General features: G+C 64.7%; 30 protein-coding genes and 1 riboswitch. Of the genes, 9 read left to right on the top strand and 21 right to left on the bottom strand.

What is annotated here, in order from left to right; all coding sequences use genetic code 11:
* Positions 1–3 precede the first annotated feature (3 nt).
* The 8 genes from IVB45_RS32215 to uvrC all read right to left on the bottom strand — a co-directional run bounded on the left by IVB45_RS32215 (position 4) and on the right by uvrC (position 7,919).
* Positions 4–1,482, bottom strand: a complete 1,479-nt coding sequence (locus IVB45_RS32215; RefSeq protein ID WP_247357961.1) for an EAL domain-containing protein — start codon at positions 1,480–1,482, stop codon at positions 4–6.
* Between the two features lie 142 nt (positions 1,483–1,624).
* The gene (locus IVB45_RS32210) at positions 1,625–2,755 is read right to left on the bottom strand and encodes a YihY/virulence factor BrkB family protein (RefSeq protein ID WP_247357962.1); all 1,131 of its coding nucleotides are present in this window, start codon (positions 2,753–2,755) and stop codon (positions 1,625–1,627) included.
* A gap of 2 nt (positions 2,756–2,757) precedes the next feature.
* Positions 2,758–3,357, bottom strand: a complete 600-nt coding sequence (locus IVB45_RS32205) for a phage holin family protein (protein ID WP_247357963.1) — start codon at positions 3,355–3,357, stop codon at positions 2,758–2,760.
* 90 nt (positions 3,358–3,447) lie between these two features.
* Positions 3,448–4,407, bottom strand: coding sequence for a 50S ribosomal protein L3 N(5)-glutamine methyltransferase (gene prmB / locus IVB45_RS32200; RefSeq protein ID WP_247357964.1), 960 nt, complete (start codon positions 4,405–4,407; stop codon positions 3,448–3,450).
* On the bottom strand, positions 4,407–4,883 hold the full coding sequence (locus tag IVB45_RS32195) for a molybdenum cofactor biosynthesis protein MoaE (protein ID WP_007614883.1): 477 nt from the start codon (positions 4,881–4,883) through the stop codon (positions 4,407–4,409). The genes prmB and IVB45_RS32195 overlap by 1 nt, the downstream gene beginning before the upstream one ends.
* 3 nt (positions 4,884–4,886) lie before the next feature.
* A complete protein-coding gene (moaD, locus tag IVB45_RS32190) occupies positions 4,887–5,138 on the bottom strand; it encodes a molybdopterin converting factor subunit 1 (protein ID WP_027565391.1) in 252 nt (83 codons plus the stop codon).
* Positions 5,135–5,752 (bottom strand): CDP-diacylglycerol--glycerol-3-phosphate 3-phosphatidyltransferase, encoded by a 618-nt coding sequence (pgsA, locus tag IVB45_RS32185; protein WP_027565390.1) that lies wholly within the window; start codon positions 5,750–5,752, stop codon positions 5,135–5,137. The genes moaD and pgsA overlap by 4 nt, the downstream gene beginning before the upstream one ends.
* A 97-nt stretch (positions 5,753–5,849) precedes the next feature.
* Positions 5,850–7,919 (bottom strand): excinuclease ABC subunit UvrC, encoded by a 2,070-nt coding sequence (uvrC, locus tag IVB45_RS32180; RefSeq protein ID WP_247357965.1) that lies wholly within the window; start codon positions 7,917–7,919, stop codon positions 5,850–5,852.
* A gap of 250 nt (positions 7,920–8,169) precedes the next feature.
* Here uvrC and IVB45_RS32175 point away from each other — a divergent pair, with 250 nt between their 5' ends.
* The gene (locus tag IVB45_RS32175; RefSeq protein ID WP_027565388.1) at positions 8,170–8,793 is read left to right on the top strand and encodes an outer membrane protein; all 624 of its coding nucleotides are present in this window, start codon (positions 8,170–8,172) and stop codon (positions 8,791–8,793) included.
* Positions 8,794–8,879: 86 nt separating this feature from the next.
* Here IVB45_RS32175 and IVB45_RS32170 read toward each other — a convergent pair whose 3' ends face one another.
* From IVB45_RS32170 to IVB45_RS32155, 4 genes are all read right to left on the bottom strand, one after another.
* A complete protein-coding gene (locus IVB45_RS32170; protein WP_007614865.1) occupies positions 8,880–9,095 on the bottom strand; it encodes a cold-shock protein in 216 nt (71 codons plus the stop codon).
* Positions 9,096–9,344: 249 nt separating this feature from the next.
* Positions 9,345–10,205: a 23S rRNA (adenine(2030)-N(6))-methyltransferase RlmJ gene (rlmJ, locus tag IVB45_RS32165; RefSeq protein WP_027565387.1), complete on the bottom strand. Its 861-nt coding sequence runs from the start codon at positions 10,203–10,205 to the stop codon at positions 9,345–9,347.
* A gap of 52 nt (positions 10,206–10,257) precedes the next feature.
* Positions 10,258–10,950 (bottom strand): ribonuclease T2, encoded by a 693-nt coding sequence (locus IVB45_RS32160; RefSeq protein ID WP_027565386.1) that lies wholly within the window; start codon positions 10,948–10,950, stop codon positions 10,258–10,260.
* 114 nt (positions 10,951–11,064) lie between these two features.
* Positions 11,065–11,529, bottom strand: a complete 465-nt coding sequence (locus IVB45_RS32155; RefSeq protein ID WP_027565385.1) for a hypothetical protein — start codon at positions 11,527–11,529, stop codon at positions 11,065–11,067.
* Positions 11,530–11,711: 182 nt separating this feature from the next.
* On the opposite strand from IVB45_RS32155, the gene IVB45_RS32150 reads away from it, so the two are divergent.
* On the top strand, positions 11,712–12,005 hold the full coding sequence (locus IVB45_RS32150) for a hypothetical protein (RefSeq protein ID WP_007596852.1): 294 nt from the start codon (positions 11,712–11,714) through the stop codon (positions 12,003–12,005).
* Positions 12,006–12,047: 42 nt separating this feature from the next.
* Positions 12,048–12,578, top strand: coding sequence for a DUF3617 family protein (locus tag IVB45_RS32145; protein WP_247357966.1), 531 nt, complete (start codon positions 12,048–12,050; stop codon positions 12,576–12,578).
* A gap of 66 nt (positions 12,579–12,644) precedes the next feature.
* Here IVB45_RS32145 and IVB45_RS32140 read toward each other — a convergent pair whose 3' ends face one another.
* The 3 genes from IVB45_RS32140 to IVB45_RS32130 are packed head-to-tail and all read right to left on the bottom strand — an operon-like array spanning position 12,645 to position 15,318.
* Positions 12,645–14,033, bottom strand: a complete 1,389-nt coding sequence (locus IVB45_RS32140; RefSeq protein ID WP_247357967.1) for an ATP-binding protein — start codon at positions 14,031–14,033, stop codon at positions 12,645–12,647.
* Between the two features lie 17 nt (positions 14,034–14,050).
* A complete protein-coding gene (locus IVB45_RS32135; protein ID WP_018453502.1) occupies positions 14,051–14,782 on the bottom strand; it encodes a response regulator transcription factor in 732 nt (243 codons plus the stop codon).
* Positions 14,779–15,318, bottom strand: a complete 540-nt coding sequence (locus IVB45_RS32130) for a MarR family transcriptional regulator (RefSeq protein ID WP_247357968.1) — start codon at positions 15,316–15,318, stop codon at positions 14,779–14,781. The genes IVB45_RS32135 and IVB45_RS32130 overlap by 4 nt, the downstream gene beginning before the upstream one ends.
* Before the next feature lie 339 nt (positions 15,319–15,657).
* Here IVB45_RS32130 and IVB45_RS32125 point away from each other — a divergent pair, with 339 nt between their 5' ends.
* From IVB45_RS32125 to IVB45_RS32105, 5 genes are all read left to right on the top strand, one after another.
* Positions 15,658–16,740 carry a branched-chain amino acid aminotransferase gene (locus tag IVB45_RS32125; protein ID WP_247357969.1) on the top strand — a complete coding sequence of 361 codons (1,083 nt, stop codon included), beginning with the start codon at positions 15,658–15,660 and terminating at the stop codon, positions 16,738–16,740.
* A 122-nt stretch (positions 16,741–16,862) separates the two neighbouring features.
* Positions 16,863–17,387 (top strand): DUF2314 domain-containing protein, encoded by a 525-nt coding sequence (locus tag IVB45_RS32120; protein WP_247357970.1) that lies wholly within the window; start codon positions 16,863–16,865, stop codon positions 17,385–17,387.
* 50 nt (positions 17,388–17,437) lie between these two features.
* Positions 17,438–18,958, top strand: a complete 1,521-nt coding sequence (gene hisS / locus IVB45_RS32115; RefSeq protein WP_247357971.1) for a histidine--tRNA ligase — start codon at positions 17,438–17,440, stop codon at positions 18,956–18,958.
* 18 nt (positions 18,959–18,976) lie between these two features.
* Positions 18,977–19,261 (top strand): tautomerase family protein, encoded by a 285-nt coding sequence (locus tag IVB45_RS32110; RefSeq protein ID WP_256378942.1) that lies wholly within the window; start codon positions 18,977–18,979, stop codon positions 19,259–19,261.
* A 181-nt stretch (positions 19,262–19,442) separates the two neighbouring features.
* Entirely contained in the window at positions 19,443–19,838 is a 396-nt protein-coding gene (locus IVB45_RS32105) for a hotdog domain-containing protein (RefSeq protein WP_247357972.1), read from the top strand.
* A gap of 129 nt (positions 19,839–19,967) precedes the next feature.
* On the opposite strand, the gene proC is transcribed toward IVB45_RS32105, so the two are convergent.
* Together proC and IVB45_RS32095 are read right to left on the bottom strand one after the other, a co-directional pair.
* Positions 19,968–20,795, bottom strand: a complete 828-nt coding sequence (proC, locus tag IVB45_RS32100; RefSeq protein ID WP_247357973.1) for a pyrroline-5-carboxylate reductase — start codon at positions 20,793–20,795, stop codon at positions 19,968–19,970.
* A gap of 71 nt (positions 20,796–20,866) precedes the next feature.
* Complete coding sequence (locus tag IVB45_RS32095; protein WP_247357974.1) at positions 20,867–21,367, bottom strand: YbjN domain-containing protein; 501 nt, start codon at positions 21,365–21,367, stop codon at positions 20,867–20,869.
* A 410-nt stretch (positions 21,368–21,777) separates the two neighbouring features.
* Positions 21,778–21,935, top strand: a riboswitch (FMN riboswitch).
* A gap of 76 nt (positions 21,936–22,011) precedes the next feature.
* On the opposite strand from IVB45_RS32095, the gene IVB45_RS32090 reads away from it, so the two are divergent.
* Positions 22,012–22,590, top strand: coding sequence for a 6,7-dimethyl-8-ribityllumazine synthase (locus IVB45_RS32090; protein WP_247357975.1), 579 nt, complete (start codon positions 22,012–22,014; stop codon positions 22,588–22,590).
* A 76-nt stretch (positions 22,591–22,666) separates the two neighbouring features.
* On the opposite strand, the gene IVB45_RS32085 is transcribed toward IVB45_RS32090, so the two are convergent.
* The 4 genes from IVB45_RS32085 to IVB45_RS32070 form a co-directional block, all read right to left on the bottom strand.
* On the bottom strand, positions 22,667–23,701 hold the full coding sequence (locus IVB45_RS32085) for an ATP-grasp domain-containing protein (protein WP_027565376.1): 1,035 nt from the start codon (positions 23,699–23,701) through the stop codon (positions 22,667–22,669).
* Positions 23,698–24,726: a putative zinc-binding metallopeptidase gene (locus tag IVB45_RS32080; protein WP_027565375.1), complete on the bottom strand. Its 1,029-nt coding sequence runs from the start codon at positions 24,724–24,726 to the stop codon at positions 23,698–23,700. Before IVB45_RS32080 ends, IVB45_RS32085 begins: the two co-directional genes overlap by 4 nt.
* A gap of 132 nt (positions 24,727–24,858) precedes the next feature.
* On the bottom strand, positions 24,859–25,812 hold the full coding sequence (locus IVB45_RS32075; RefSeq protein WP_007596822.1) for a ribose-phosphate pyrophosphokinase: 954 nt from the start codon (positions 25,810–25,812) through the stop codon (positions 24,859–24,861).
* Positions 25,813–26,005: 193 nt separating this feature from the next.
* Complete coding sequence (locus IVB45_RS32070; RefSeq protein ID WP_247284383.1) at positions 26,006–26,620, bottom strand: hypothetical protein; 615 nt, start codon at positions 26,618–26,620, stop codon at positions 26,006–26,008.
* Between the last annotated feature and the right edge of the window lie 74 nt (positions 26,621–26,694).

Here is a 26,694-nt window from a genome sequence, read left to right as displayed (position 1 = left end):
CGATCAGATGCGGCGCGCGAGCGCGGCGTTGCCGGTGACGCGCTGTGGCGCAGACGCAGCCGACGTTGCGCTTGAGCTGGGTGTGCCGGAGCCATTGGATCCCTGAGTGTCCTGTGCCTGGTTCGGCGCGGCGGTAGCAGATGGCCCCTCCGGCCGCAATGGCCGGGGCGGCGCGAACAGGAACCCCTGGCCGAACCGCACGTCATAATCGAGCAGGTCGATCACGGCGCGCTCGCCCTCGATCCGCTCGGCGATCAGGTCAATGCCGAAGCGGCCGAGCAGGTCGGAAAGGTCGGAAGGGTGGATGTCCGAGGCCGAAGCCTGCCTGGGGTCGAGCAGCAGCGAAGCCGGCACCTTGATGAAGCGCACGCCGCGATCGGCGAGCTCGCGCGGTTCGATGCGCAAATCGGTGACATGGTCGATCGAGAAACGGAAGCCGCGCTGGGCAAGCGCGGCGAGATTTTCGGTCTCGGCCGGACCGAGATTGCGGAAGGTCGATTGCTTGAATTCCAGCACCAGCGACGGCGCCAGCGCCCGGTTGGCTTCGAGGAAATCGAGGTATTGCGCGAAGGTCGTGGAATTGCCGAGCGTGGAAGCCGCGACGTTGCAGAACACGCCGACCTCCTTGTTGCGTACCATCAGGCGCCGCAGCACCTGGACGCAGCGCAGCATCACCATGTTGTCGATGCGCCCGATCAGGCCGGAGGCCTCCGCGATGCTGATGAACTCCTCCGCCGCGACCAGCTGGTCACGCTCGTCGCGCAGGCGCGTCACCGCCTCGTAGAAGCGGACCTTGCGCTGCGGTAGCGACACCATCGGCTGGAGAAAGATGTCGATGCGGTTCTCGTCGATCGCGTTGCGGAGCGTCGCCAGCAATTGGGTCTGGTTGCGGCCGTTGGAGGTCTGAACCGGATTGGCGGTCTGGGTCTGGATCGCCGGTGCTGCCGGCCGCAACGGCGGCGGCGCGGGAACCGGGGGAGGAGCAGCCGGCCGCTCCTCCTCAAGGGTGGCCATCAGGTCGAGCGGCGCCTCCGGCTCCTGCCTTGCGACCGGCGTGGGGGCCGGCACCGGCGCGTTGCCGGCCATCAGATCCTCGTGGGCCGACACGGTGGTGGCGAGTTGCCTGACCAGTCCGCCGAGCTCGTTGATCTCGCCGACCACCGACTGGATGCGGTCGGAGTTGGCCGAATTGGAAGAGGCGATGCGTGCTTCGATCGTGGCGAGCCGGCGGCCGAACTCGGCGACCTGACGGGCGAGATCGGCGGTGCCGCGCGAAAGATCGGCGATCTGGCCGCCGACGTCGCTGCGGTCGCGCAGTCGCATCGACACTGCATTGTAGAGGATCAGGAAGGTCAGCGCCGTCAGCGCCACGATCGCGGATTCGGTTCCGCTGATGCCGGCGACCGCATAGAGCACGAGCCCAAGCGAGGCGGCGACCAGAACCATGCAGATGGCGATGAAGATCGTCGAAATACGAATCATGCCGCGCGTTACGCCTCAAGAGCTGACTGCCTGACCGGGAAAACACGGGTGGCGTCTCGATCCCGTCACGCCGCATGCTCCCCCAAGCGGCATGAGCTTAACATCATTGTTGATTCGAGGGGATAGCGGCCCGATCTCGGAGTCAGGATGGCGCCGCAGCGCCGACCGTGTCGGCTGAGACCGCCTCGCGGGTGCCAAGCGGCTTGGGCGCCCCGGCGGTCGTGTCGCGCAGGGTCTGCCGTTCGATCTCCGAATTCAGTTCGGCCCCGAACATGATGACGATGGCTGACATCCACATCCACATCATCAAGCCGATCGCAGCGCCGAGCGAGCCGTAGGTCGCATTGTAGTTGGCGAATTCCGAGAGATACCAGGACAGCAGCGCCGAGCCTGCGATCCAGAGGATCGCGGCCGTTACCGCGCCAGGGCTCAGCCATTGCCAGCGCGGCGCATCGCGGCTGGGCGCGAAGCGGTAGAGAACGGCTAGCGCCGCAAGGAGAATGACGAACAGTACCGGCCATCGCGCCAGCGCCACGATCAGCTTGCTCTCGGGCGCCATGCCGAGGTGGTTGAGCGCAAGCGGGAAGGCGACGACGGTGCCCACCATCAGCAGCAGGGCAACGATGCCACCGACCGTGAAGGCCAGCGAAACCGTGTTCAGCCGGATGAAGCTGCGCTTTTCACGCTCCTCATAGGCGACGTTGAGGGCGTCGAAGATGGCTTTGACGCCGGCATTGGCGCTCCAGATCGCGAGCACGAGTCCAAACAGGAAAGTGACACCAAGGGTGGCGCCGCCGTTCGACACGACGCGCGCCACCTGGTCCTCGACGATCTGGAACGCGCCCTCGGGCAGCATCATCGCGAGCGAATGCAGGTTGGAACTGATCGTCGAGGGATCGGCGAACAGGCCATAGAACGAAACCAGAGCTGTGATGGCGGGAAAGATCGCGAGCAGCCCGAAAAAGACGACGCCGCCGGCGGTCGCGAGCAGGCGATCCTCGTCGATGCGCTGATAGGTGCGCCAGAGGATGTCCTTCCAGCCCGCCCACGGGATCGCGAACGGGCTTTTCGCACGGCGGCCGCGGCCGGGCTGCGAGGCTGCGCCCGTCGGGCTCGTTTCCGGCGAATTCGCCTCGCCGTTGCGGTGGTCTTGCGGAGGTCCCGGCCGGATCAGGCCAGAATCCTGGAAATACCGTTCCGCGGTGAGCACGAACACGGTCGTGGCTGCCACTAACAGCCAGCTGTCGAATTGCTCGGCGCGCCGCAGAGGCATTTTCAGGTATCCGCTCCGTGGCCGTGACGCCGCCGGCGAGCTGCCGTCAGCCCGACCAGCCCAACGGCCGCGAGCATCAGCCCGAGTTGCACGGGCCGGTTGGACCGAGCCGGCCACGTGCTGCCGCCATGTCCCCGGTCATGTCCTCGTTCGCCCGCCGCGAGCGGCGCCAGGGGAATTGTCGTCGCGACCTCTTTCACGGCCTGCTTCACCGTTCCGCGCGGGATGCGCGGGGTGGCGATCGCCACCCGTAGGCGGCTGGCGAGCGGCAAGATCGGCTTGGTCTTGCGCTTCATCTGAGCCATGGCGACGCCGGCGCAGGCGGCGGCGAGGACCAGGAGGACACCGCCGGCGGCGCCGAATCCCCAGAATTGCCCGTAATGGATCGCAACCCAGCGGTACAGGGCGATCAGGCCGACAAAGAAGGCTGCGATGACGAACAAGCCCGCAACGGCGAGCAGTCCGGCCGCAGTCGCGTAAGACGTCATGCGCCCCGTGGCTTGATTGCTCCGGTCACGGGCATAGGACTGGGCGGCGCGCTTGAGATGGTTGAGCTTGAGCGCGACGCCGGCGCGCAGCAATTCGCCTGATGGCGCAAGCATGCGGTGATCCTCCGAGTGCGAGAAAATTCGTCGGGGGATGAACGTGGCGGTATTTGACTTGTTCCGACGAGGTCTGCCCGTCGTGGTCGATCAGCCGAGAGCGGCTGCCGCGATCCAGAACACTTCGCCCTCGGAGTCCTCGGTGTCGAGCCAGAGCAGCGGTAGTTCAGGAAAGGCCTCGTCGACGAGTTCGCGGCCGCGGCCGATCTCGCAGATCAGCCCGCCATCCGGCGTCAAATGGCCGGGCGCGTCGCGCAGGATCCGGCGCACCACGTCGAGACCGTCGGCGCCGCCGTCAAAGGCGAGCTTCGGCTCGGCCCGGCACTCCGGCGGCAGCGCCGCCATGCCTTCGGCATCGACATAAGGCGGGTTGGTGATGATCAGGTCGTATTTGGCGTCACCGAGCGGGGCGAACAGGTCGCCGCGATGCAGGCTGATCCGGTCATCGAGCCCGTATTCGCCGACATTTCGTCTGGCGACGTCGATCGCGCCCTTGGAGATATCGACGGCGTCGATCGTGGCATTCGGAAAATGATGCGCCGCGAGGATCGCGAGGCATCCCGACCCAGTGCAGAGATCGAGCACGCGTTCGACCGCGCTGGGGTCGTCGATCAGCGAGCCGGCTTCGCCGTCGCCGCCGAAATGCGATTCCAAGAGCTCGCCGATAAAGGAGCGGGGAACGATGACGCGCTCGTCGACATAGAACGGCAGGCCGCGCATGTAGATCTTGTTGACGAGATAGGCGGCCGGTTTGCGGGTGGTGACGCGCTGATGGATGAGATCGATGATGGTCCTGCCCTCGGCGTCCGTGACTCGCGCGTTGGCAAAAATCTCGAACTGCTCGGGATGCAGATGCAGGGCTTCACAGACCAGGAAGGCCGCTTCCGCGACCGGATCGGGTGTGCCATGGGCAAAGGCGAGCTTGGCCTCATTGAAGCGGCTCACCGCATAGCGGACGAAATCGATCAGCGTGAGAAGCTCGCCGCGCCCCACTTTCGCGAGCTTTGGCGCGGCGCGGCCGCGCACGGTCTTTTTGGATGTCGTTGCCATCAGGATCGGGTCCAGCGTGCGGCGGCTTCATCGTCGCGGGCCTGGGCCTCGACCCAGCCGGTGCCGGTGGCGCTCTCTTCCTTCTTCCAGAACGGCGCGTTGGTCTTCAGATAATCCATCAGGAACTCGGCTGCCTGGAACGCTGCCTGGCGGTGCTGCGAGGCGGTCAGCACCAGCACGATGTTCTGGCCGGGCATGAAACGGCCGACGCGATGGATCACCGTGACGCCGTTGAGCGGCCAGCGCGAGGTGGCCTCGTCGGCATGGCGCCTGATCTCTTCCTCGGCCATACCCGGATAATGCTCGAGCGAGAGCGCGGCGATCTTGGCGCTGTCCTCGTCACCGCGGCAGATGCCGGAAAAGCTCACGACTGCACCGATGTCGGTGCGGTTCCCGGTCAGCACCGCGATCTCGCGCGCGATGTCGAAATCGTCTTGCTGGATACGAATGGTGACGGGACAGGTGGTGACCGGCATGGTCTAGCCGCCGGTCATCGGCGGGAAGAACGCGATCTCGCGAGCGCCCGCGATCGCGGCGTCCGACTTGACGTGGGCATGGTCGATCGCGGTGCGGATCACCTTCGGCTTCTCGAACGCGTAGGCGTAGGCTTCGCCTTGGCCGGACAGCCAGGCGATCAGCTCTTCCACCGTGCGCACGGTCGCGGGCGGCTCGATGGTCTCCTCGGCCTTGCCGACGCGCTCGCGCACCCAGGCGAAGTACTTCACTTTCATCCCTCATCCTCCTTGATGAGGTGATGGATGCCGGCGCCGAAATAGTCGTAGCCGGTGTACATGGTGAGGATCGCCGAGGCCCAGAGCAGCGCCAGCCCGGTCATGGAGACCATGGGCACCACCTCATCGCCGGCGGGACCGGCCAGCAGGAAGCCGATGGCGATGAGCTGAACCGTCGTCTTCCACTTCGCAAGCTTGGTCACGGGCACGCTGACGCGCAGCGCGGCAAGATATTCGCGCAGGCCCGAGACCAGGATCTCGCGGCACAGGATCACGATGGCGGCCCACAGCGACCAGCCGTGAATGATGCCGTCGGCGGCCAGCATCAGCAGGCACGAGGCGACCAGAAGCTTGTCGGCGATCGGATCGAGCATGCGGCCGAACGCCGATTGCTGATTCCATATCCGCGCGTAATAGCCGTCGAGGTAATCAGTGACCGCAGCCGCGATAAAGATGGCGACCGCAACCCAGCGCAGCCACAGCGGACCGTCCATGATCGACTGTGCGTAGATGCACCCGACCACGACCGGGATCGCTGCGATCCGGCCGTAGGTCAGGATGTTCGGGAGGGACATCGCGCGGCTGGTGGTCCCTCGTGTCGTGGCGATGTTCATCCGTCCTACCAATACCGCTGCAGCCTGAAGGTCAACCGTTCCGCTCCCAAATGGGGTGCGGGATGCGACGACCATATGACCGCGGCCCCCTTTTATTTCATCCCGGCTGAGGGTGGAAATATTCGAAAATCCTGCGGGCGCTCTCGGCGCTCACCCCCGGAACCTTGCCGAGATCGGTGATCGAGGCCCGTTCGATCTCCTTCAGGGTTCCGAAATGATGCAGCAAGGCACGTTTGCGTGACGGGCCGATGCCCGGAATCTCCTGCAAGCCGGCCTCGCGGATGTCCTTCTTGCGCAGCTTGCGGTGCGAGCCGATGACGAAGCGGTGCGCCTCGTCCCGCAGGCGCTGGATGAAATAGAGCACGGGGTCGCGCGGCTCCAGCTTGATCGCCTCGCGCTCCGGCATGAACAGGGTCTCGCGGCCGGCATCCCGGTCCGGCCCCTTGGCCACGGACATCAGCGCCACCTGGATCAGGCCGAGATTTGCAAATATCTCCCGGACCGCGTTGAGCTGGCCGCGGCCGCCGTCGATGATCACGAGATCGGGCCATTGCGGGAAGTCGTCGTCCTTGGTTTTGGCTGCGCCCTCTTCGGGCGGATTGATCAGGCGCTTGAAGCGGCGCTCCAGCACTTCGCGCATCATGGCGAAGTCGTCGCCCGGCGTGATCCCTTCCGACTTGATGTTGAACTTGCGGTACTGGTTTTTGACGAAGCCATCGGGGCCGGCGACGATCATGGCGCCGACCGCGTTGGTGCCCTGGATGTGGCTGTTGTCGTAGACCTCGATCCGCTTCGGCGCATGCGGCAGGCTCAGGGTCGTGGCCATGGCGTCCAGCAGGCGGCTCTGCGTCGCGGTGTCCGCGAGCTTGCGGCCCAGGGCCTCGCGCGCGTTGGTGAGCGCGTGGGTGACGAGCTCCTTCTTCTCGCCGCGCTTCGGCGTGGACACCTCGACCTTGCGGCCGGCCTTGATCGACAGCGCGTTGGCGAGCAGCTCGCTCTCCTCGATCTCGTGCGAGAGCAGGATGTTCCTCGGCGGCGGCTTGTCGTCATAGAACTGGGCGAGGAAGGAGCCGAGCACCTCTTCCGGCGTATACGTCTTTTCCGCGCGCGGGAAATAGGCGCGGTTGCCCCAGTTCTGCCCGGTGCGGAAGAAGAACACCTCGACACATGAGAAGCCGCCCTCCTGGTGGATGGCGAACACGTCGGCTTCTTCCACCGTGCGCGGATTGATGCCCTGCTGCGACTGGATCGCGGACAACGCAGCGAGGCGGTCGCGGTAGAGCGCGGCGCTCTCGAATTCGAGCTCACCGGAGGCCTTCTCCATCTCGGCGGCAAGCTCCTGTTTCACCGCATGGCTCCTGCCGGACAGGAAGTCGCTCGCCTCGCGCACCAGGGTCGTGTAGCCGGGGAAGTCGATCTCGCGGGTGCAGGGGCCGGCGCAACGGCGGATCTGGTAGAGCAGGCAGGGCCGCGAGCGGCTCTCGAAGAAGGAATCCGTGCAGGAGCGGATCAGGAACGCGCGCTGCAACGCGGTGATGGTGCGGTTGACGGCGCCAGCCGAGGCGAACGGGCCGAAATAGCGACCGGGCCGCGTCTGCGCGCCGCGATGCTTCAGGATCTGCGGCGCCCAATGGTCGCCCGTGATCAGGATATAGGGAAACGACTTGTCATCGCGCAGCTGCACGTTGAAGCGCGGCCGAAGCTGCTTGATGAGGTTGGCCTCCAGCAGCAGCGCTTCGGTCTCGGTGTGGGTCGAGATGATTTCCACGGTCACGGTGGCGGCGATCATGCGCAGGATGCGCGCCGGCTGCGGCGCACTCTGGCGCGCATAGTTCGACAGGCGCTTTTTGACGTTCTTAGCCTTGCCGACATAGAGCACGTCGGCATTCCCATTGAGCATGCGGTAGACGCCGGGCGAGGTGGGGGCGAGGCGGACCGCGCGTTCGATCGCCTCGTGGCCGGTCGCCAGCGGCTCTTCGCCGACCGTGCCGCTCTCTTCCAGGATGTCCGGCAGCCGTGCGTCGTCCTCGTCGTCCCCGTTTGCTGTGGCGGGATCGAGGTCGGGCGGCGCCGCTTCCGTCTCCTGGGGCGGGACGTCGGGCGCGTTGCCGCGCACGGGTTTGCGCGCACGTGCGTCGTCCGGATTGTCGGTGGAATCGTGAACCATGGTGCGAATTTAGGCGTTGCGGCTGCCGATTTGAAGTTCCGGCCGTGCGGCACGCACAGGATGGCGGCGCAGTTCCCGGTAACGCTTGCTTAAGCCTGTTAACAGCGCGGTAACCCGGCTTAACAGGCCTTTAACTTAAAACTCTCGATAAATGTTACGCGAAATAGTGGTGGTTCCGTAACCATGCGGTTTTGCCTCGCGCGGCGGCGCAGGCATCGCGCCGGTGACGGCAGTTGCGTTGGAGTATGTGATGAAGAGGCTCGTTGTGGGCGCAGCCGCGTTGGCTGCAGTCGGCTGGACGGCTTCGGCAGGGGCCGCCGATCTCAATTACGGGCAACGTGCGCCCTACACGGTCAATCAGCCGCTCAACGCCTATAGCTGGGCCGGTCCGTATCTCGGTGCCAATCTCGGCTACGAATGGGGCTCGGTGAACAACAATCCCGCAAAACCGTCGGGCTTCGTCGGCGGCGTTCAGGCCGGTTACAATTTCCAGACCGGCCCGTGGGTGTTCGGTGTCGAAGGTGACATCCAGGCCGCCGGTGCCGACGATACCTTCGCGCCGTGGAAGTTCTCCAATCCGTGGTTCGGCACCCTGCGCGGCCGCGCGGGCTATGCCCTCAGCAACGTGCTGTTCTACGGCACGGCGGGCCTCGCCTTCGGCGAGCTGCGCGCGCAGACGTTCGGCTGGACGGAGTCGCATACCAGCGCCGGCTGGACCATCGGTGCCGGCGCGGAAGTTGGTTTCGCGCCGAACTGGAGCGCCAAGCTCGAATATCTCTACATCGATCTGTCGACGAGTCAGTTCGCGATTACAGGCGTGTCAAACGGCTATAGCGCCAGCGTTGTGCGCGCAGGCGTGAACTATCACTTCTGATACCCAAAGAAGAAAATACCGGACTACAGCCTCCCGGCCGCTCGCGGCCGGGATTTTTTTTGCGCCGGTGTTTCGCGTCGGACTCGCTAGGGAAGGATGACCAAATCGACCGCCTTCGGCCCCTTGCCCTTCTTGTCCGGTTCGACTTCGAAAGTAATACGCTGTCCTTCGGCAAGGTCCTTCAGTCCGGCCCGCTCCACAGCAGTAATATGCACGAAGACGTCGCGGCCCCCGTCGTCCGGTTTGATGAATCCGTAGCCGCGCTCACCGTTGAAAAACTTGACCGTTCCCGTCATGGCCATCGGGAAACTCCCCCTCATTGCTCCTCCGTCGTGACGCAGACGCACGTCACGACATGACCGGGCCTTACGAAGCCCGGGAGCTGGCCATCCTTGGGCAGACCATTCGGTCCGACTGGATCTTTCTTAGGCCTTCACTCCGCCGCAACCATTCGCGGAAGCGGAACGTAAAGCCAGTCACCGCAACAGCATAATACGGTTCTCTGCAGATTGACCACCGCTCCTGCATATTTTTCCCAAGATGCCGGAGTGTTACGGCCTTGGCACCTCTAATCGGAATCTGGCAGCGCCCCCCTGGCCGAGCGGCATTTCCAACTCGGGCAGGATCGTCTTGAGCTCGCCGTGCAGTGTGTAAGGGGGATTGACGATCAAGAGCCCGCTGGAGGTGAGGGCTGCGCCGTCGGCTTGTGGCGCCACGCTGAATTCGAGGCGCAGGCATTTTCCCGGCGGTTTTGCTGCGGCTGCGAGCCGCGCCACTGATTGCACCAGCGCGTCGGTGGCGCGCCGGCTCTTGGCGGGATACCAGATTACATAGATACCGGTCGGCCATTTCGCGAAAGCCGTCGAGAAGGCCTCTTCGAGCTTTTCGAACTCGTCCTTCGCCTCGAACGGGGGATCGATCAGCACGAGCCCACGCCGTTCCTTCGGCGGCACGAAAGCCGGCAGCGCCATCCAGCCGTCGAGGTCGACCACGCGGGCCTGTTCGTCGTGGCGCAGCACGCCGATCAGCGCCTTGCGCGCCTTCGGCTCGAGCTCGCAGAGCAAGAGGCGGTCCTGCGGCCTCAGCAGGCCGCGTGCGATCAGCGGCGAGCCCGGGTAAGCCTTGAGCTCGCCCTTCGGATTGAAGGCGCGGACGATGTCCAGATAGGGCTTGGTCAGCGCCATGGCGTCGTTCGACAGCCGCGCCTGCATCAGCCGCGCAATGCCCGTCAGCCACTCGCCGCCGCGACGCGCCTCCTCGCTTTCGAGATCGTAGAGGCCAGCGCCGGCATGGGTGTCGATGACACGGAACGCGCCCGGCTTATCCTGGAGATAGGTGATGATGCGCGCCAGCACGATGTGCTTGATGACATCGGCGAAGCTTCCGGCGTGAAAGGCGTGGCGGTAATTCATGCAAGAGCACTACGCCACGTGACGGCTTGAGCAAAGAGGCACGATGCCTGGGCTAGCCACCCCGGATCGGCGGCATCGCCAACTGGTCGCGACGGCAGGCGCGGCGGTCGATCTCCTCGCAGGCGCGGAATTGCAGGTCCTTGCTGAGGCAGATGCGGACTTCCGATAGCCGCGTCCGGTTGCAGGTGATCGAGACGGCGGCATTGCTGAGGCCCGGATTGGCCTTGATGAAGGCTTCCTCCACCTCTGCCGGCGCCACCGTCTTGGCCTGCGACAAATCGAGATATTCGGCCGGAATCTTGATTGCGGCGCGCGCCTTCCGGATCGTCTCGAAATAGCTGCGGTCGGCGAGCCCCGAGCAGGTGCCGTGCTTGTCCCATTCGTTGAAGATCAGCCCCGGCGCCGGCATCAGATCGAGCATGGAGGAGACGATGCTGCGGTTCAGCCGCGGCGAAGGCCGCTGGCAATATTCCGGAAAACCGTTCTCATATTGCGGCCACAGACCATGCACCACGAAAGCATAGGGCCGTCCGCTGCACTGGGTCTGCGAGCGGCCGCCGCGCTCCGCTGCCTCTTCGCAGAAGGAGGGCGACCACGACAGCGACAGCACATAAAAATCGAATTCGCCGGGCGTGTTCTGCCGCTTGTCCTGGGCCTTTGCGCCGCCGGCCAGTGCAGCCAGCCCGGCCGCAAGCGTCAGCGAGATCATCAGGCGGGAGAACGAATGCAATCTGGAATGAAACATGGCGACGCCCCTCAACTAGACTGTGCAGACGAGCCTAGCAGGCGATAGGAACATTTCAAGAACAAATTTCGGGCGACCATCGTTGGGCCGCCTGATGGGTCCGGATCAGAGCAATTATTGCTTGGCGGCGCGGCAGGCCGGGTTGTAGGCCCAGTTGCGGTCGAGCCCGACCACGCACCATTCGACGCCCTGGCCGTAGCCGGCGAAGCCGCCATCCTCGACGATGGAGAAGTGCACCTTGCGCATCTTGCCGTCCGTGAGCATGGCCTCGCCGGTGCAATAGCGGCGGGGGATGTTATCCGATGCCCAGGGCCGGAACGCGGTCTCGTGAACCGCGGCGAAGCCGGTGATCTTCAACGAGGAATTCCAGAACGAGCTTTCTTTCTCCCAGAACTGGCTGGCGATCGTCGGCAGCGCCCGGTCGCATTCGGAGACGTTGCCGTCATAACGCGGCCCGCTCAGCCAGAAATTCAGCTCCAGCGGATTGGCGGCCCTGGCCTCACCGAGCGACAGCGCCCCGAACAGGAGGCCGAGCACGGCGGCAAAGCGGAGCGATTTCAGGAAGGTCGAGGCGCGCATGGATGATCCAGACAGCATGATCTGCAAGGGTCGGACGGTGCCGCGAAGGCCGGGGGAGGTCAAGTGCAGCGCGGCAACACTTGCCGACGAGTTGACCGCAATGCTGCGTTGGACCGACCATCCGTTCTTTCCACCGCCGCGCCGACACCGTAAACTGCCGCCAACCAATCGGAGTGACGGGAATGCGAATCATTGCGGCCGCGGGCCTACTTGCCTTGGGTATGATGGCGAGCCAGTCGGCGCGCGCCGATCTGCTTCCGGTGCCCCCGTTCAAGGGCAACGACACTGGCGGCATCATCGCCTATTCGATGGCAACCCAGGTCGATGCGCGGCAGGTCGCGGTCGATCACTGCGCGCGCTATGGCAAGGTCGCCAAATTCCTGGCGATGCAGGCCTATGAGGGCGGCTACATCTCGTTCTCCTGCCGCTGGGTGCCCTATGGCGCGGCCGACCAGCCGATCCGCACGCTCTACTGAGGCGCTTTCGCAACGCCGCCATCGCAGCCGGGAGCTTCCGACATGACGCGCAAACTCGCTTTGCTCGGCTCCGCCCTTTGCCTCGTCTTCTCGGCAGCCAGCGCCCGCGCTGACGACCTGCCGGTGCGCAAGGCGGGCCTGTGGGAATTGAAGATGGTCAGGACCGGCACGCCGGTGCCCGAGATGACCATGCAGCACTGCACCGACGAGACCGTCGACAAGGAGATGAACAACAACATCTCCCCGATGGCCAAGCAGATCTGCGCTAAGCAGGACATCAAGAAGACCGCAACCGGCTATGTCAGCGATTCCGAATGCAATGTCGCTGGCATCAGCACGACCTCGCATGCTGAGATCACCGGCGATTTCAATTCGGCCTATACGGTGAAGACGTCGTCGCACGCGCAAGGCGGCGCCGCCGGCGCGGCAGGCCGCGACACGACCATGCAGCTCGAAGCGAAATGGCTGGGTGCCTGCAAGCCGGACCAGAAGCCCGGCGACATCGTGATGCCCGGCGGCTTCAAGATGAACGTGCGTGACATGGACAAGCTGAAAGCGCTGTTGCCGAAGTAGGTGAGATCGCCGCGCAACCACGTGCGCTCCCTCGCCCCGTTCTTACGGGGGAGTGAAGTCCCGCGCCTACACCGGTATCCGCACGCTCGCTCTTAATCCGCCCATCGGGCTGTCGCCAAGGGTGATGTCGCCGCCATGCGAACGGGCGATGTCGCGGGCGATCGCGAGGCCGAGGCCCGTGCCGCCTTCATCCTGGTTGCGGGCGTTGTCCAGCCGCAGGAACGGCTTGAACACCTCTTCGCGCAAATGGGTGGGAATGCCCGGCCCGTCGTCGTCGACCGTCACGGTCAAATAACGGTGATCGCGCTGGCCGGTGATGGCGATGCTCTTGCCGTAGCGGGCGGCGTTGGTGACGAGGTTGGCAAGGCAGCGCTTGAACGAGGCCGGCTTCACCGTGACCACGGGCAGCCCGTTGAATGCGACTGTCGCCGTGTGGCCGTGGCGTTCGGCGTCGCTGCGCAGCTCCTCGAGCGCCTGGGCCATGTCGGTCGGCTGCGACTGCTCGCCGGAATCGCCGCGAGCAAACGCGAGGTAGTCCTCGAGCATCATCGACATCTCGTCGACGTCCTTGCGCATGCCCTCCATTTCGGGGCTGTCGCCGATCAGCGCCAGCTCGAGCTTGAACCGCGTCAGGATCGTGCGCAGATCGTGGCTGACGCCGGCGAGCATCGCGGTGCGCTGCTCCATCGTCCGCTCGATGCGCGACTTCATTTCGAGGAAGGCGACCGACGCGCGCCGCACCTCGCGCGCGCCGCGCGGGCGGAAATTCGGCGCCTCGCGGCCCTTGCCAAAACTCTCGGCGGCGTCGGCAAGTCGCAGGATCGGCTTGATCTGGTTGCGCAGGAATAGCACCGCGACGATCAGCAGGATCGAGGACGTTCCGACCATCCAGAACAGGAAGATCTCCGAGTTCGAGGCATAGGCGGCGCTGCGCTGCGCGAACACGCGCATCACGGCGTCGTCGAGCTGGATCCGGATCTCGACCAGATTGGAGCGGCCGACCGTGTCGATCCAGAAGGAGCGCCCGATCTGGCGGCCGAGCTGCACCGACAGCGTCTGGTCGAGCAGCGAGAAGAACGGCTTGGGTCCCGGCGGCGGCATGTCGCCGGCCGGGAGGAAATCGACGACGAGGCCCAGGCGTTGCTGCGCGATGCGGCGGATCTGGTCGCGATCCCTGTCTTGCGGATAGCCCTTGTAGACGTCGATCAGCGCGGCGATGTCCTGCACCACCGCGGCCGACAGCCGCCGTGTCACCGTGTTCCAGTGCCGCTCCATGAACACGAAGGCGACGACCGATTGCAGGATCACCATCGGCACGATCATGATCAGCAGCGCACGCGCGTAGAGGCCGGTCGGCATCCAGCCCTTGAACGCATTGCCCATCCAGCCATTGGCGGCGGAGACGCGGCCGGCGGCGCTCTTCAAAAGCGTCAGGCCGCTATCGATCGTGCTCATCGGTGGCGCTTCACTCTTTATGGCGAGGCTACCAGCCGGTAGCCGATGCCGCGCACGGCCTGGAGGAACAGCGGATTGGCGGGATCGGTCTCGATCTTGCGCCGCAGGCGGTTGATCTGCACGTCGACGGCGCGCTCGTTCACGCTGCCATTGCCGGTCAGCGCGCTGCGCGGCACGGTCTCGCCCGGTGTCTCCGACAGGATCCGCAGCATCTCGCGCTCGCGGTCGGTCAGGTGAATGACGTCTTCGCCTTGGCGCAGTTCGCCGCGGTCGAGGTGATAGATGTACGGGCCAAACGCGATCTTCTCCACTGCAGCGGCCTGCGGCGGCGGCGCAGCGCGCTTGAGGATGTTGTTGATGCGTAGCGCAAGCTCGCGCGGCTCGAACGGCTTTGCGACGTAATCGTCGGCGCCGATCTGCAGGCCCTCAATGCGCGCTTCGGCTTCATGCCGCGCCGTCAGCATCACGATCGGTACCGAGGACGAAGTCCGGATGAAACGGGCGAGATCGAAGCCGGTCTCGCCGGGCATCATGACATCCAGGATCAAGAGGTCGAAGTGCAGGCCCAAAAGCTTGGAACGGGCGTCGCTGGCGCTGGCTGCGGTCGAGACCCGATAGCCTTCGCCAGCAAGGAAGCGCGAGAGCAGGTCGCGGATGCGGCGGTCGTCGTCAACCAGCAGGAGATGCGGAGCATCGTCGGCGGGGCGTGCCGGCGGGCGTGCGAGCGTGGCAGCGAGCGGCACGGTCACTCCTTGTCCTGATTGACGGTGGCGAAGATCGTTTCGAGCACCTTGTCGGGATCGTCGCGGTCGATCATCGCGCGCAGGAAGCGCTTGACGGTTTCGGCATCCTGCGGCGCCATCTCGGCGAGCGCCTTGGTGATGCGCGTGGTCTGGAGACCGGCGAGCTTCTGCACCAGCGCCTCGCCCTTCGGTGTCGCAAACAGCAGGCGTTGGCGGCGATCATTGTCGCCGGTCTTCTGGACGATATAGCCCTCGTCCAGGAGCTGCTTGAGCACCCGGCCGAGCGATTGCTTGGTGATGCGCAGGACGTCGAGGAGGTCGGCGACCTTGAGGCCGGGATAACGATAAACAAAGTGCATGACGCGGTGATGGGCCCGGCCGAAGCCGAACGCCTCCAGCTCCTGGTCGGGATCGCCGACGAAATCGCGATAGGCGAAGAACAGCAGTTCGATGATATCCCAGCGCAAATTGCCTCCGTCGTCTGCGGCCGGCCGCGGCCCGGCAGCGTCTTGAGAAGGAGTCGCGAAAGTTATGTCAGGCATATTGACGTATCTTGGTTTCAATGTTACAAAACGATCGGCCCGTACGAAATTTTAGATCGTTTCGCGTCGGGTGGGCATCGAAGCAAGGCGGCCCCAGTGGGCCAGACAGGCGGCGACGGCCGGAGCAGATCAACCGTGCGATTGTCGAACGGCATTTCGGCAAAACATACTGGACTTCCGTCTTCCGCAAAAGCATGTCCTCGGTGACATGCTGGCCACGGAAACCGGCCGTAACAAGGCTGGCGGCGGTCCGGCCAGAAACCAATTGAGCCAGCCGGGCCCAAATCGGGGCAGGTGGGTGCCACAACGGCGCCGCTACCGGCAGCGGGAGGCAAGGACATGAGCATGAAATTCGACATCCAGCCCGCACCCAATCCGACCCCCGAGAAGGATCGGGTCGCCAAGCTGGTGGACCCCGGCTTCGGGCGGGTCTTCACCGATCACATGGCGGTGGTCCGCTACAACCAGGCCAAGGGCGGCTGGTACGAGGCGCGTGTCGAGGCCCGCGCCAATTTCCAGCTCGATCCGGCCGGCGCCGTCCTGCACTACGCCCAGGAAATTTTTGAAGGCCTCAAGGCCTACAAGCGCGATGACGGCGGCGTGAACCTGTTCCGCCCCGACGCCAATGCGCGGCGCTTCAAGGACTCGGCGGACCGCATGGCGATGGCGCAGCTCCCCGAAGACGTCTTCATCGAGGCCGTCGAGCAAATCGTGCGCATCGACCGCGCCTGGATGCCGGGCGGCGAGGGCAGCCTTTACCTGCGCCCGTTCATGATCGCGAGCGAGACCTTCCTCGGCGTCAAGCCGTCGTCCGAATACATCTTCGCGGTGATCGCCTCGCCGGTCGGCTCCTACTTCAAGGGCGGCCCCGCGCCAGTCTCGATCTGGGTGTCCGAGAACTACACGCGCGCTGCCGTCGGCGGCACCGGCGCCGTCAAATGCGGCGGCAACTATGCCGCAAGCCTGCGCGCCCAGGCCGAAGCGATCCAGCACGGCTGCGACCAAGTCGTGTTTCTCGATGCGATCGAGCGCCGCTACATCGAAGAGCTCGGCGGCATGAACGTGTTCTTCGTGTTCGACGACGGCTCGCTCTCGACGCCGCCGCTCGGCACGATCCTGCCCGGCATCACCCGCGATTCCATCATTGCGCTGGCCAAGGACGCCGGGAAAACCGTGCGCGAGGAGCCGTATTCGCTCGACCAGTGGCGCAAGGATGCGGCAAGCGGCAAGCTGAAGGAGGCGTTTGCCTGCGGCACGGCCGCCGTGATCTCGCCGATCGGCACGGTGCGCTCAGTGAGCGGCGATTTCGAGATCAGCGGCGGCGCCGCCGGCCCCGTCGCCATGGGCCTGCGCAAGCAGCTCGTCGACATCCAGTACGGCCGCACCAACGATCCGCATAACTGGATCCGCAATCTGTCTTGATTTTTGCCCTCTCTCTCTCCGCTCGCGGGGAGAGAGAGGCGCAATGAACGCGACACGATGATCGTGCGACAAAGTCCGAGACCTCGAATACCTGGACATCGAGTTTTCCGGACATTGCGATCATGACATCCACTCTTCCCCAGTCCCTGAAATGGGTCGTTCTCGCCGCAATCACCGGCGTCACCGTCTTTGGCATCCTGACCATCGGCCCCAAGCCGGACGTCTCCGCTGAGGGCCGTTCGCCCGTTGTCGATGTGCGCAACACTGATCCGGAGATGAACACCGCGATCGCGCGCGCCCGCGGCGCGCTGCCGACCTTCTGGGCCTCCTACGAGGCGCCGAAACCGTCGGAAACGGGGCACGCCCTGAAGGTGCACTTTTCGACCCGCAAAGGCGGTGAGCACATCTGGATGGCCGAGGTGAAGAAGCTACCCAATGGGGGCTATTCCGGCCTCTTCGCCAACGAGCCACGCGATCTGCCGGGCAAGCGGGCAGGCGACAAGGTCGAATTCACTGAAGCCGACATCTCGGACTGGATGTTCATGCGCAACGGCAAGATCGTCGGCGGCGAAACCATCAAGCCAACGCTGAAGTCGCTCCCGAAAGCGGATGCCGATGCGCTGCGGGCACGGATGGAGCAGCCGTAAGGGCCTACCCGGCAGTTGCCGCTTCGCGCGTCGGCTGGTAAATGCCGCGCATGGCCGAAAAATCGAAAAAACCCCAGAAACTGAAGGCGCGCCTGCCGCGCGGGCTCGAGGATCGCAATCCCGCCGCGATCCGGGCGACGCGCGAGATGGTGGAAAAGATCCGTACCGTCTACGAGCTCTACGGGTTCGAGCCTGTGGAAACGCCGGCGATGGAATACACCGATGCGCTCGGCAAGTTCCTGCCCGACCAGGATCGTCCGAACGAGGGCGTGTTCTCGTTCCAGGACGACGACGAGCAGTGGATCTCGCTGCGCTACGATTTGACCGCGCCGCTCGCCCGCTACGTCGGCGAGCGATACGGCACCGACGCTCTCGTGTTGCCCTACCGCAGCTACCGGGTCGGCTACGTCTTCCGCAATGAAAAGCCGGGTCCCGGTCGCTTCCGCCAGTTCATGCAGTTCGATGCGGACACGGTGGGCTCGGCAACGCCGGCGGCCGATGCCGAGATCTGCATGATGGCGGCCGACACGATGGAGGCGCTGGGCATTGCGCGCGGCTCGTATGTCGTGAAGGTGAACAACCGCAAGGTGCTCGACGGCGTTCTGGAAGCCATCGGGCTCGGCGGCGAAGAGAACGCAGCGCGCAGGCTCACCGTGCTGCGCGCAATCGACAAGCTCGATAAGTTTCCCGCCGAGGAAGTTCGCAAGCTCCTCGGTCCCGGCAGATGGGATGGAGGCGAAGAAGGCAAGGGCGACTTCACGAAGGGCGCCAATCTAAGTGCGTCGGAAGCTGACGTCGTTCTCGCCATCACCAAACCGCGCGATGATTGGAAAGAGGCCATTGCCGCGGCGGAAACCTATCTCACCAAGAGCGAAGTCGGTCAGGCCGGCGTGAGCGAGCTGGAAGAGATCGCGAAACTAGTGACGGCGTCGGGTTACGGTGCGGATCGCATCAAGATCGACCCCTCTGTCGTGCGCGGCCTCGAATATTACACCGGCCCCGTCTACGAGGTCGAACTGCTGCTCGAGACCAGGGACGACAAGGGCCGACCGGTGCGCTTCGGCTCGGTCGGCGGCGGCGGACGCTACGATGGCCTGGTCTCGCGCTTCCGCGGCGAGCCCGTGCCGGCGACCGGTTTCTCGATCGGCGTGTCGCGGCTTCAGGCCGCGCTGACGCTGCTCGGCAAGCTCGACACGAAGCCCGGGTTCGGCCCCGTCGTCGTCACCGTGTTCGACCGCGACCGCGTCGCCGACTATCAGAAGATGGTCGCATCGTTGCGAACCGCCGGCATCCGCGCCGAGCTCTATCTCGGCAATCCCAAGAACATGGGCAACCAGCTCAAATATGCCGATCGCCGCAATGCGCCCTGCGTCATCATCCAGGGCTCGGATGAAAAAGCGCGTGGCGAGGTGCAGATCAAGGATCTGATCGAGGGCGCGAAGGCGGCAGCCGCGATCGCTTCCAACCAGGAATGGCGTGAGAGCCGCCCGGCGCAGTTCTCGTGCAGCGAGGCCGATCTTGTCGCCAAAGTTCGCGAGGTGCTAGCGCGCCATGACGTGAGCTGGGGCTAGCTATTCGCTGACGCCGCCATGCCCGGGCTTGTCCCGGGCATCCGCCTCCTGTTTGATGGCGCCCGTCAATGGCCGGTGTTCGGCCCAAGGGAGAGAAAAATGCCTGAGATCACTGTCAGCATGGCCGAAGGCCGCACCGACGAGCAGAAGGCCGGCATGATGCGCGACATCACCCAGGCGCTGGTAAAGAATCTCGGCGTCGATGCCGACGCCGTCGTCATCCAGATCAATGAAGCCCCGCTCCGCCACAAGATGAAGGGCGGCAAGACGTTCGTGGAGCGCGCGGCGGCTGCGAAGAAGTAGCCCGCGCTCTAGCTGCAAACGCAACTGTCGTCCTGGCGAAAGCCAGGACCCATTACCCCAAGCGGCAGTTGTCACGGCGGGTCGTGGTTTAGGCCGCTCATGACAATGTTCAGTCGGGGTAATGGGTCCTGGATCGGCGCTTCGCTTCGCTGCGCTTGTCCAGGACGACGGGGGAGGCCCCATGGACGCACGCGACTTCATCAAGGTCGGCATGAGCGCCGAGCGCACGCTGGTGGTGCCGGTGGAGCGCACGGTCGGGCATTTCGTGCCCGGCATGCCGATGGTCTATGCGACGCCGATGATGATTCTGGAAATGGAGATGACGTCGGGCGATGCGATTCGTGCGGCGCTTCAGCCCGGCTGGGTCACCGTCGGCACCGAGGTCGATATCCGTCATCTTGCTGCAAGCCTCGTCGGCGCGACGGTGCGGACTACCGCGAAGGTCATTGCGGTCGAGCGCCGCGTCATCCGCTTCGAGGTCGAGGCCTTCGAGGGCACGCGAAAACTCGGCGAAGGCCGCCACGCGCGCGGGCTCGTCAATGTAGCGATGTTCAACAAGCGGCTGGGGACGACGTAGCAGCCGCTTGCTCTGCCCTCATCCTGAGGAGACCGCGCAGCGGTCGTCTCGAAGGATCGCCACAGGCGAGAGCCGGGCCTGCATGGTTCGAGACGGCCCTTCGCTCCTCACCATGAGGGGATAGCTTCCTTACTTCGCCAATTCCTTCGACCGCTGCGTCGCCGCCGCGATCGCGCGGATCATCAGATCGCGCAGGCCTGGTTCGCCCATCAGCACGCCGAGTGCCGCGGCCGTGGTGCCGCCGGGCGAGGTAACGTTCTGGCGTAGCGTGCCGGAGGCAAGCTCCGACTGGTGGAGAAGTTCACCCGAGCCGGCGACGGTTTCGCGCGCGAGTTTTGTCGCGAGCGCCTGGGGCAATCCCGCCTCGACACCGGCGCGCGCGAGTTCTTCGGCCAGCAAGAACACATAGGCCGGGCCCGAGCCGGAGACCGCGGTCACCGCGTCCATCAGGCTCTCATCGTCGACCCATTCCACCGAGCCGGTGGCGCGCAGCAGCGCATCGGCCACCGCGCGTTGCTGTGCGCTGACGTTGTTCGCGGCGACAGCCACCGTGATGCCGCGACCGATCGCGGCCGGCGTGTTCGGCATCGCGCGCACCACCGCGCCGCCGCAGACCTCCTCGAGCAGGGCGATCGTGGTTCCCGCCATGATCGACACCACCGCGGTCTTGTCGGAGACGAATGGCTTCAGCTTGGCGCCGGCCTCGCGGAACATTTGCGGCTTCACCGCGACGATCAGCGTCTCGACCTGGCCTGCCGTCGTCACATCAGGATTGAGCGCAACCCCCTTGGCGGCAAGTGCGGTGATCTCGGCCGAGATGTGTGGATCAATCACCGCGACGCGGCGCGGATCGAGCCCGCCCGAAAGCCATCCGGTCAGCATCGCGCCGCCCATCTTGCCGGCGCCGGCGAGCAGGATAGTGCCGGTGATGTTTTCGAGAGTGCCGTTGCTCGTCATAGCCGTTACCACAAACTCAGTGTCGTCCCGGCCTAGTGCGCAATGCGCACTAGGCCGGGACGACAAGAAAACTACGCCTCGCCCACCGTGTCGAACATCGCCGCGTCCATGGCTTCCGACGTGGACTTGCCCGCCCACACCACGAACTGGAACGCCGGGAAATAGCGCTCGCAGGCGTGGATGGCGCCGGCGAGCATGGCTTCGCATTGCCCGGTGGAGGCGGTGAGCCCGCCCGGCAGCACGAGGGCCTGCCGGTGCATGATCATGCCGGTGGTCGTCCACAGGTCGAAGTGCCCGACCCACAACTGCTCGTTGACGGCGGCGACGAGCCGCTGCACCTCCGGTCGCCGCGCAACCGGAATCTTCATGTCGAACGCGCAGGCCAGATGCAGCGCCTCGATCTCGCCCATCCAGGTGAAGGAGATCTGGTAGTCGGTCCATTGTCCCTTGGAGACAATCGTGAGTTCGTCTTCGCCGGAGCGTTCGAACGGCCAGTTGTTGCTGGCAGCGATATCCTCGACCACCGCGAGCGGATGGTTTTTGGAATCGATAGTGCCTTCGAGCAGGGACATGCCGTCTCGACCTCTTGCCTTTTTGTTGTCTTTGATACGCACGCGGTTGGTCCGGCGCGCGCTCCCTTAATATTGGTAAGGCGATCCGTTCGGATCAGCGCGGGCTTGTCGCGGATCAACTGATGTGATTTGCGGAATCTGCGCAACTGGCTGCCGAGTCCGTCCACAAGTCAGGACTCGTTCGTCCACAGCTCATCTCCGCCACAATTATTAACGCGGGGGAGGCCGAGCCGGACGGAAAAGAACAAACCGGAATCGGATTCGCCGATGGCCCGCCAATCGTTAATTCCGCCGCGTACGGACTGGACCACTATAGCGGCATGGGACCATGCGGTTTTCCCATGCGGAACCCGCTTGCCGCGGCCCCCAACCGGCGTCATATTTCGGTCAGGCCGTTCATTCCGGGCGGCCGATGTTCTCAGGGCGGGGTGAAAGTCCCCACCGGCGGTAAGGGCCGTAAGGCCTAAGCCCGCGAGCGCCTTCCTCAAAGTCTTGCTGACGGGAAGGGTCAGCAGATTCGGTGCAACTCCGAAGCCGACGGTTAAAGTCCGGATGAAAGAGAACGGTCGGTGGCAGACGCATCGCAGGATGCGGCTGTTTGTCGTTCCGTGTGCCCTGATTCTGGTCCTTAACTGAGGAAAGCCATGAATCAGATGTTGCAAGATACCCAAGTCCAAACTTCCAAAGCCGAAACGTCCCAACCAACCCAAACGCCACCGCCGGTTCCGCAAGATCCGGCGCCCGACCATCCGCGCTTTGCGAAACCGCAGCGGGTGGCCTTCGTGCAGGCCTGCTGGCACCGCGACGTGGTCGCGGAGGCCCGTATCGCCTTCGTGAAGGAGGCAGAAGCGCGCCACCTCAATCACGTCGACGTGTTCGAGGTGCCGGGCTCGTTCGAGATCCCGCTGCATGCGCAGATCCTCGCCAAGACACGGCGCTACACCGCGATCGTCGCGGCCGGCCTCGTCGTCGACGGCGGCATCTACCGCCATGAGTTCGTGGCCGACACCGTGATCAAGGCGTTGATGGACGTGCAGCTGCGCACGGAGGTGCCCGTGTTCTCCGCGGTGCTGACGCCGCAGCAATTCCACGAGACCGAGGTGCACTACGATTTCTTCCGCAGGCATTTTGCGATCAAGGGCGTCGAGGTGGCGGCCGCCTGCGCGGAGACGTTGCTCGGGCTCGAACGCCTGCGCGGCCAGGTCGCCGCGGGAATCGTGTAACGCAGCGCAACGACCATCCCTCATCCCGAGGAGCGCGAAGCGCGTCTCGAAGGATGAGGGGCGATCGTCGCCGTCATCACCCCAATGACACCCCCGCTTTGGCGCGGCTGATCCCGAGGGCCAGGATGCGCTGCAGGAGAGCCGGATATTTGAGCCCGTCATGTAGAGCCGCCGTCGCGAACTCCTGGCTCTTGGCGATCTCGGGATTGGGATTGGCTTCGATGAAATACGGCGTGCCGTCGGCGGTGAGACGAAAATCGATGCGCGCGTAGCCGTCGAGGCCAAGCGCCCGGTAGATGCGTTTCGCGGCTCGCTGGATCCTGGCGGTCACTTCCGGCGCCAGATCCTTCGCAGGCCCGTCGACGATGCCGACCTTCTCCTGATAGTCGGTGTCGTGCTTGGCCTTCTCAGTGGCGATATGCCGTGACGAGCGGCCGCCCATGCTGCCGAATTTCAACTCCCAGATCGGCAGAACACGTAAGCGGTTGTTGCCGAGCACGCCGACGTAAAGCTCTCGCCCCTCGATGAACTGCTCGGCGATGGCGGCGGATTCGACCCGCTCGTGGATGAAGGCAACCCGCTCAGCCAGCTTTTCGTCGGTGTCGACGATCGAGGCTTGCGAGATGCCGAACGAGCCATCCATGTTCAGGCTCTTGACGATCAGCGGCAGCGCAAGACGCGTCGGGCGTTTCACTTTGCGGCGCATCGGGAAGACAGCGAAGGCCGGCGCGGCGATCCGGCGGTGATGCACCAGCGTCTTGGACAGATCCTTGCCGCGGGCCAGGGTCAGGCCGCGCGGATTGCACCCGGTATAAGGGACCTTCATCAGCTCGAGATAGCTCGCGATGTGCTGGTCGAAGGCGACGTTGTTGTGGAATTCCTCCAGCAACGTGAAAACCACGTGCGGCTTGAACTCCTCGATCGCCTCGCGCACCGGCCTGATTTCCTCCTGCGCGCCGAGCGGTCGAACCTCGTGGCCGGCTGCACGCAAGGTGCTCACCACGTCGTACTCGGTTTTCCACGCATTGATCTCCTGCGGGCTGTATCCGTCGGAGGAGTCCGGAGGCAGGAAGTCCGGATGCATGAGGACCAGAATACGGAGACGTCTCATAGCGCGATCCATTTTCGTCGAGACGGGCCAAACATCGTGTGCATCGTCTTGGCGGTCACGAGGACGATGAAGTCGAGAACGAGCTTCTGTTCAGGGCCGACGGCACGCAGATCGAGCTCGCGACAACGGGAGATCATCTCGTCAAGCACGGCATCGAGCGTAAGCTGATTCTCGCCGGTCCATCGCGCGACCAGTTGCCTGATCTGGGAGCGGTGGCGCCTGATCAAGGCTGAAGCCGGCTTTGAGCGGTGATGCCGTGGATCGGCTGAAAACAGCCGGGAGAGATCGCGGTCGTAGGTCTTGGGGGGTGTGAAGGCGTAGAACGCCTGCTTTTTCTTGTAGTGCTCTTCGAGCGTCTGGCTGAGCCGACCCAGCGTATCGACACGCTCCCGCGTCGCGATCGGCGGCCGCTTTCCCGCGATCTCGCCCATCAGCTCGTCGACATATTCGAGCTTCTTCAGTGCCGGCCAACCAGCATATCGCGTCCGCCAGTTCGAACGGGGCCGCAGCCACACCGCAAAGGTCTCGGCGAAATCCTCGTCCGGATGGCTCTGCGCATACCACAGCCGCAGATGCTGGACGTAACGCCTGCTCGCCGGATTGGGCCGGTAGTAGCGCGGGTAGTGTTTCGACGACGGGCCGAACAGCTGCTGCCAGCGCCGCCGGCGCTGCAGCTGGTAGCCGTGTTGGATCGCGTGGCCCGCTTCGTGACGGAGGATGGCCATGCACTCGCGCCATGTTCCGCCCTCGACGTCGAACATCATCTTCTTCTCGAGCTTCATCAGGCGGGGATGAGCAAGATAGAACGGAATGGCGATGCCGGGAACGCCGCCCGGACTGAACCATTCGCTCGACATCCAGGTGTGCGGTCGCAGCCGGATATCCCGTTCTTCCAGCTCCTCATAGAGCGTGCTGACGCAATCCTCGAGCCAGGTGCCTTCGACCGTAACCCTCAGGCTGGAGAGGCGTTGCTTGAGCAACTCGTCATCCGACAGCTTCTCCCAGGCAAATTTCCGGCGTGGCATCGGGCATCCAGAGGGCAGAGATGACTCGGGATTCGGATGATGTCATGGGCGGTCGTTGGCAACAACCCGGGGGCTGCCTCGTGAGGGACGTAGACGCTCCCTGTCCCTGCAAGCGGGGCGAGGTAAGAAACCTCAGTCGAACAGGCTCGACACCGACTCCTCCGCCGCGGTGCGCGCGATCGCGTCGGAGATCAGGCTGGCGATCGGCAGCGTGCGGATGTTCGGCGCCTTGCTCACCGCCTCGGTCGGCAGGATCGAGTCGGTGATCACCAGCTCCTTCAGCCTGGAGTTTGTGATCCGAGCGGCCGCGCCGCCGGAGAGCACGCCGTGGGTGATGTAGGCGTAGACGTCCTTGGCGCCCTTGGCGATCAGCGCGTCGGCGGCGTTCACCAGCGTGCCGCCGGAGTCCACGATGTCGTCGATCAGGATGCAGGTGTAGCCGGCGACGTCACCGATCACGTTCATGACCTCGGATTCACCCGCCCTCTCGCGGCGCTTGTCGACGATCGCGAGCGGGGTGTTGATGCGCTTGGCGAGGCCGCGTGCGCGCGCCACGCCGCCGACGTCGGGTGAGATCACCATCGTCCTGGAGAGGTCGAACTTGTCCTTGATGTCGCGCACCATCAGCGGCGCGGCGTAGAGGTTGTCGGTCGGGATGTCGAAGAAGCCCTGGATCTGGCCGGCATGCAGGTCGAGCGTCATGACGCGGTCGACGCCGGCCTGCGTGATCAGATTGGCGACGAGTTTTGCCGAGATCGGCGTGCGCGAGCCCGATTTGCGGTCCTGCCGGGCGTAGCCGAAATAGGGCAGCACCGCGGTGATGCGGCGCGCCGAGGAGCGGCGCAGTGCGTCGGTGATGATCAGCAATTCCATCAAATGGTCGTTCGCCGGGAACGAGGTCGACTGGATGACGAAGGCATCCGAGCCGCGCACGTTCTCCTGGATCTCGACGAAGATCTCCATGTCGGCGAAGCGCCGTACCACCGCCTTGGTCAGCGGCAGGTCGAGACCCTGCGCGATGGCCTGTGCGAGAGCCGGATTGGAGTTGCCGGCGACGAGCTTGATGGAGCCGTTCTTGGCCGACATGGACGCTTCCTCCCGCGCTTTGCTGGACACGATGTTCAACATCAAACAATACCCACTGGAAGCACGGTTACGACGGGCGAGGAAATATCAGGCCGGGGGCTGCAATGGCAACCCGGGACGCTACGTTTTCCCTGCGAAATCCCGAGTCCGGCCAACGGTTTGGCCGGAAATTGGGGCCGTGGTTTCGCGGGGGTTATCGCTCGGCATAGCCCAGCGCCGAGGCCGGCATCTCCGCCGCCGGAGCCTCCGGGATCACGCTTGCCACGGCCGGCCCGCGCAAGCCGGGAGCCGAGTTCGGCGCATCCGGCGTGCCGTTGATCATGTTGGAAAGTCCGCTGAATCCGGCCTGGGCGATCTTCCGCAGCACGAGGTCGTCGGCCGCGCTCCAGGGATCCCGGCTGCCCTTGGCCGCGGTCGGTTCCTCGCCGGAAAGCCGCAGCGCCCGCTGCTGGTTGGCGTCGTAGACGTCCCAGACCCAGGCGATCACGGTCTTGCCGCGCACGATCTGGGCGGAGAGGTAGCTGCGCACGCGGTAGGCGGCCGTCCCCTCGCGGGAGACCACGGACAGGCTGCGCAGCTTGGATTCGGTGTCGAGCACGCCGACCATGCGGTCGAACACTTGCGGCGGCGGCCCGTCGATCGATTCGAACGCGACTGTGGCCCCCGAGCCGGCGCTCGGCGCCATCGCATAGGAGTTCGCGGCACCACCGCCACCGGCACAGCCGCCAAGCGCGGCCGCAGCCGTCAGCAGCATGACCGCCAGCACGCGCGAACCCGCGCGGCGCAAGATGAATGACGCGTCCCTCATTATGGAAGGCAGCGATATCGTTAAAACGCATTAACGTCTAGGGCGGGGGCGCCACAGGCCACTGTCATCGCGCG

It is taken from the genome of Bradyrhizobium sp. 4 (assembly GCF_023100905.1).
Classification (GTDB): Bacteria; Pseudomonadota; Alphaproteobacteria; order Rhizobiales; family Xanthobacteraceae; genus Bradyrhizobium.
Note: the sequence above shows the minus strand (reverse complement) of the source record. Positions and strands in the feature narration are given on the sequence as shown.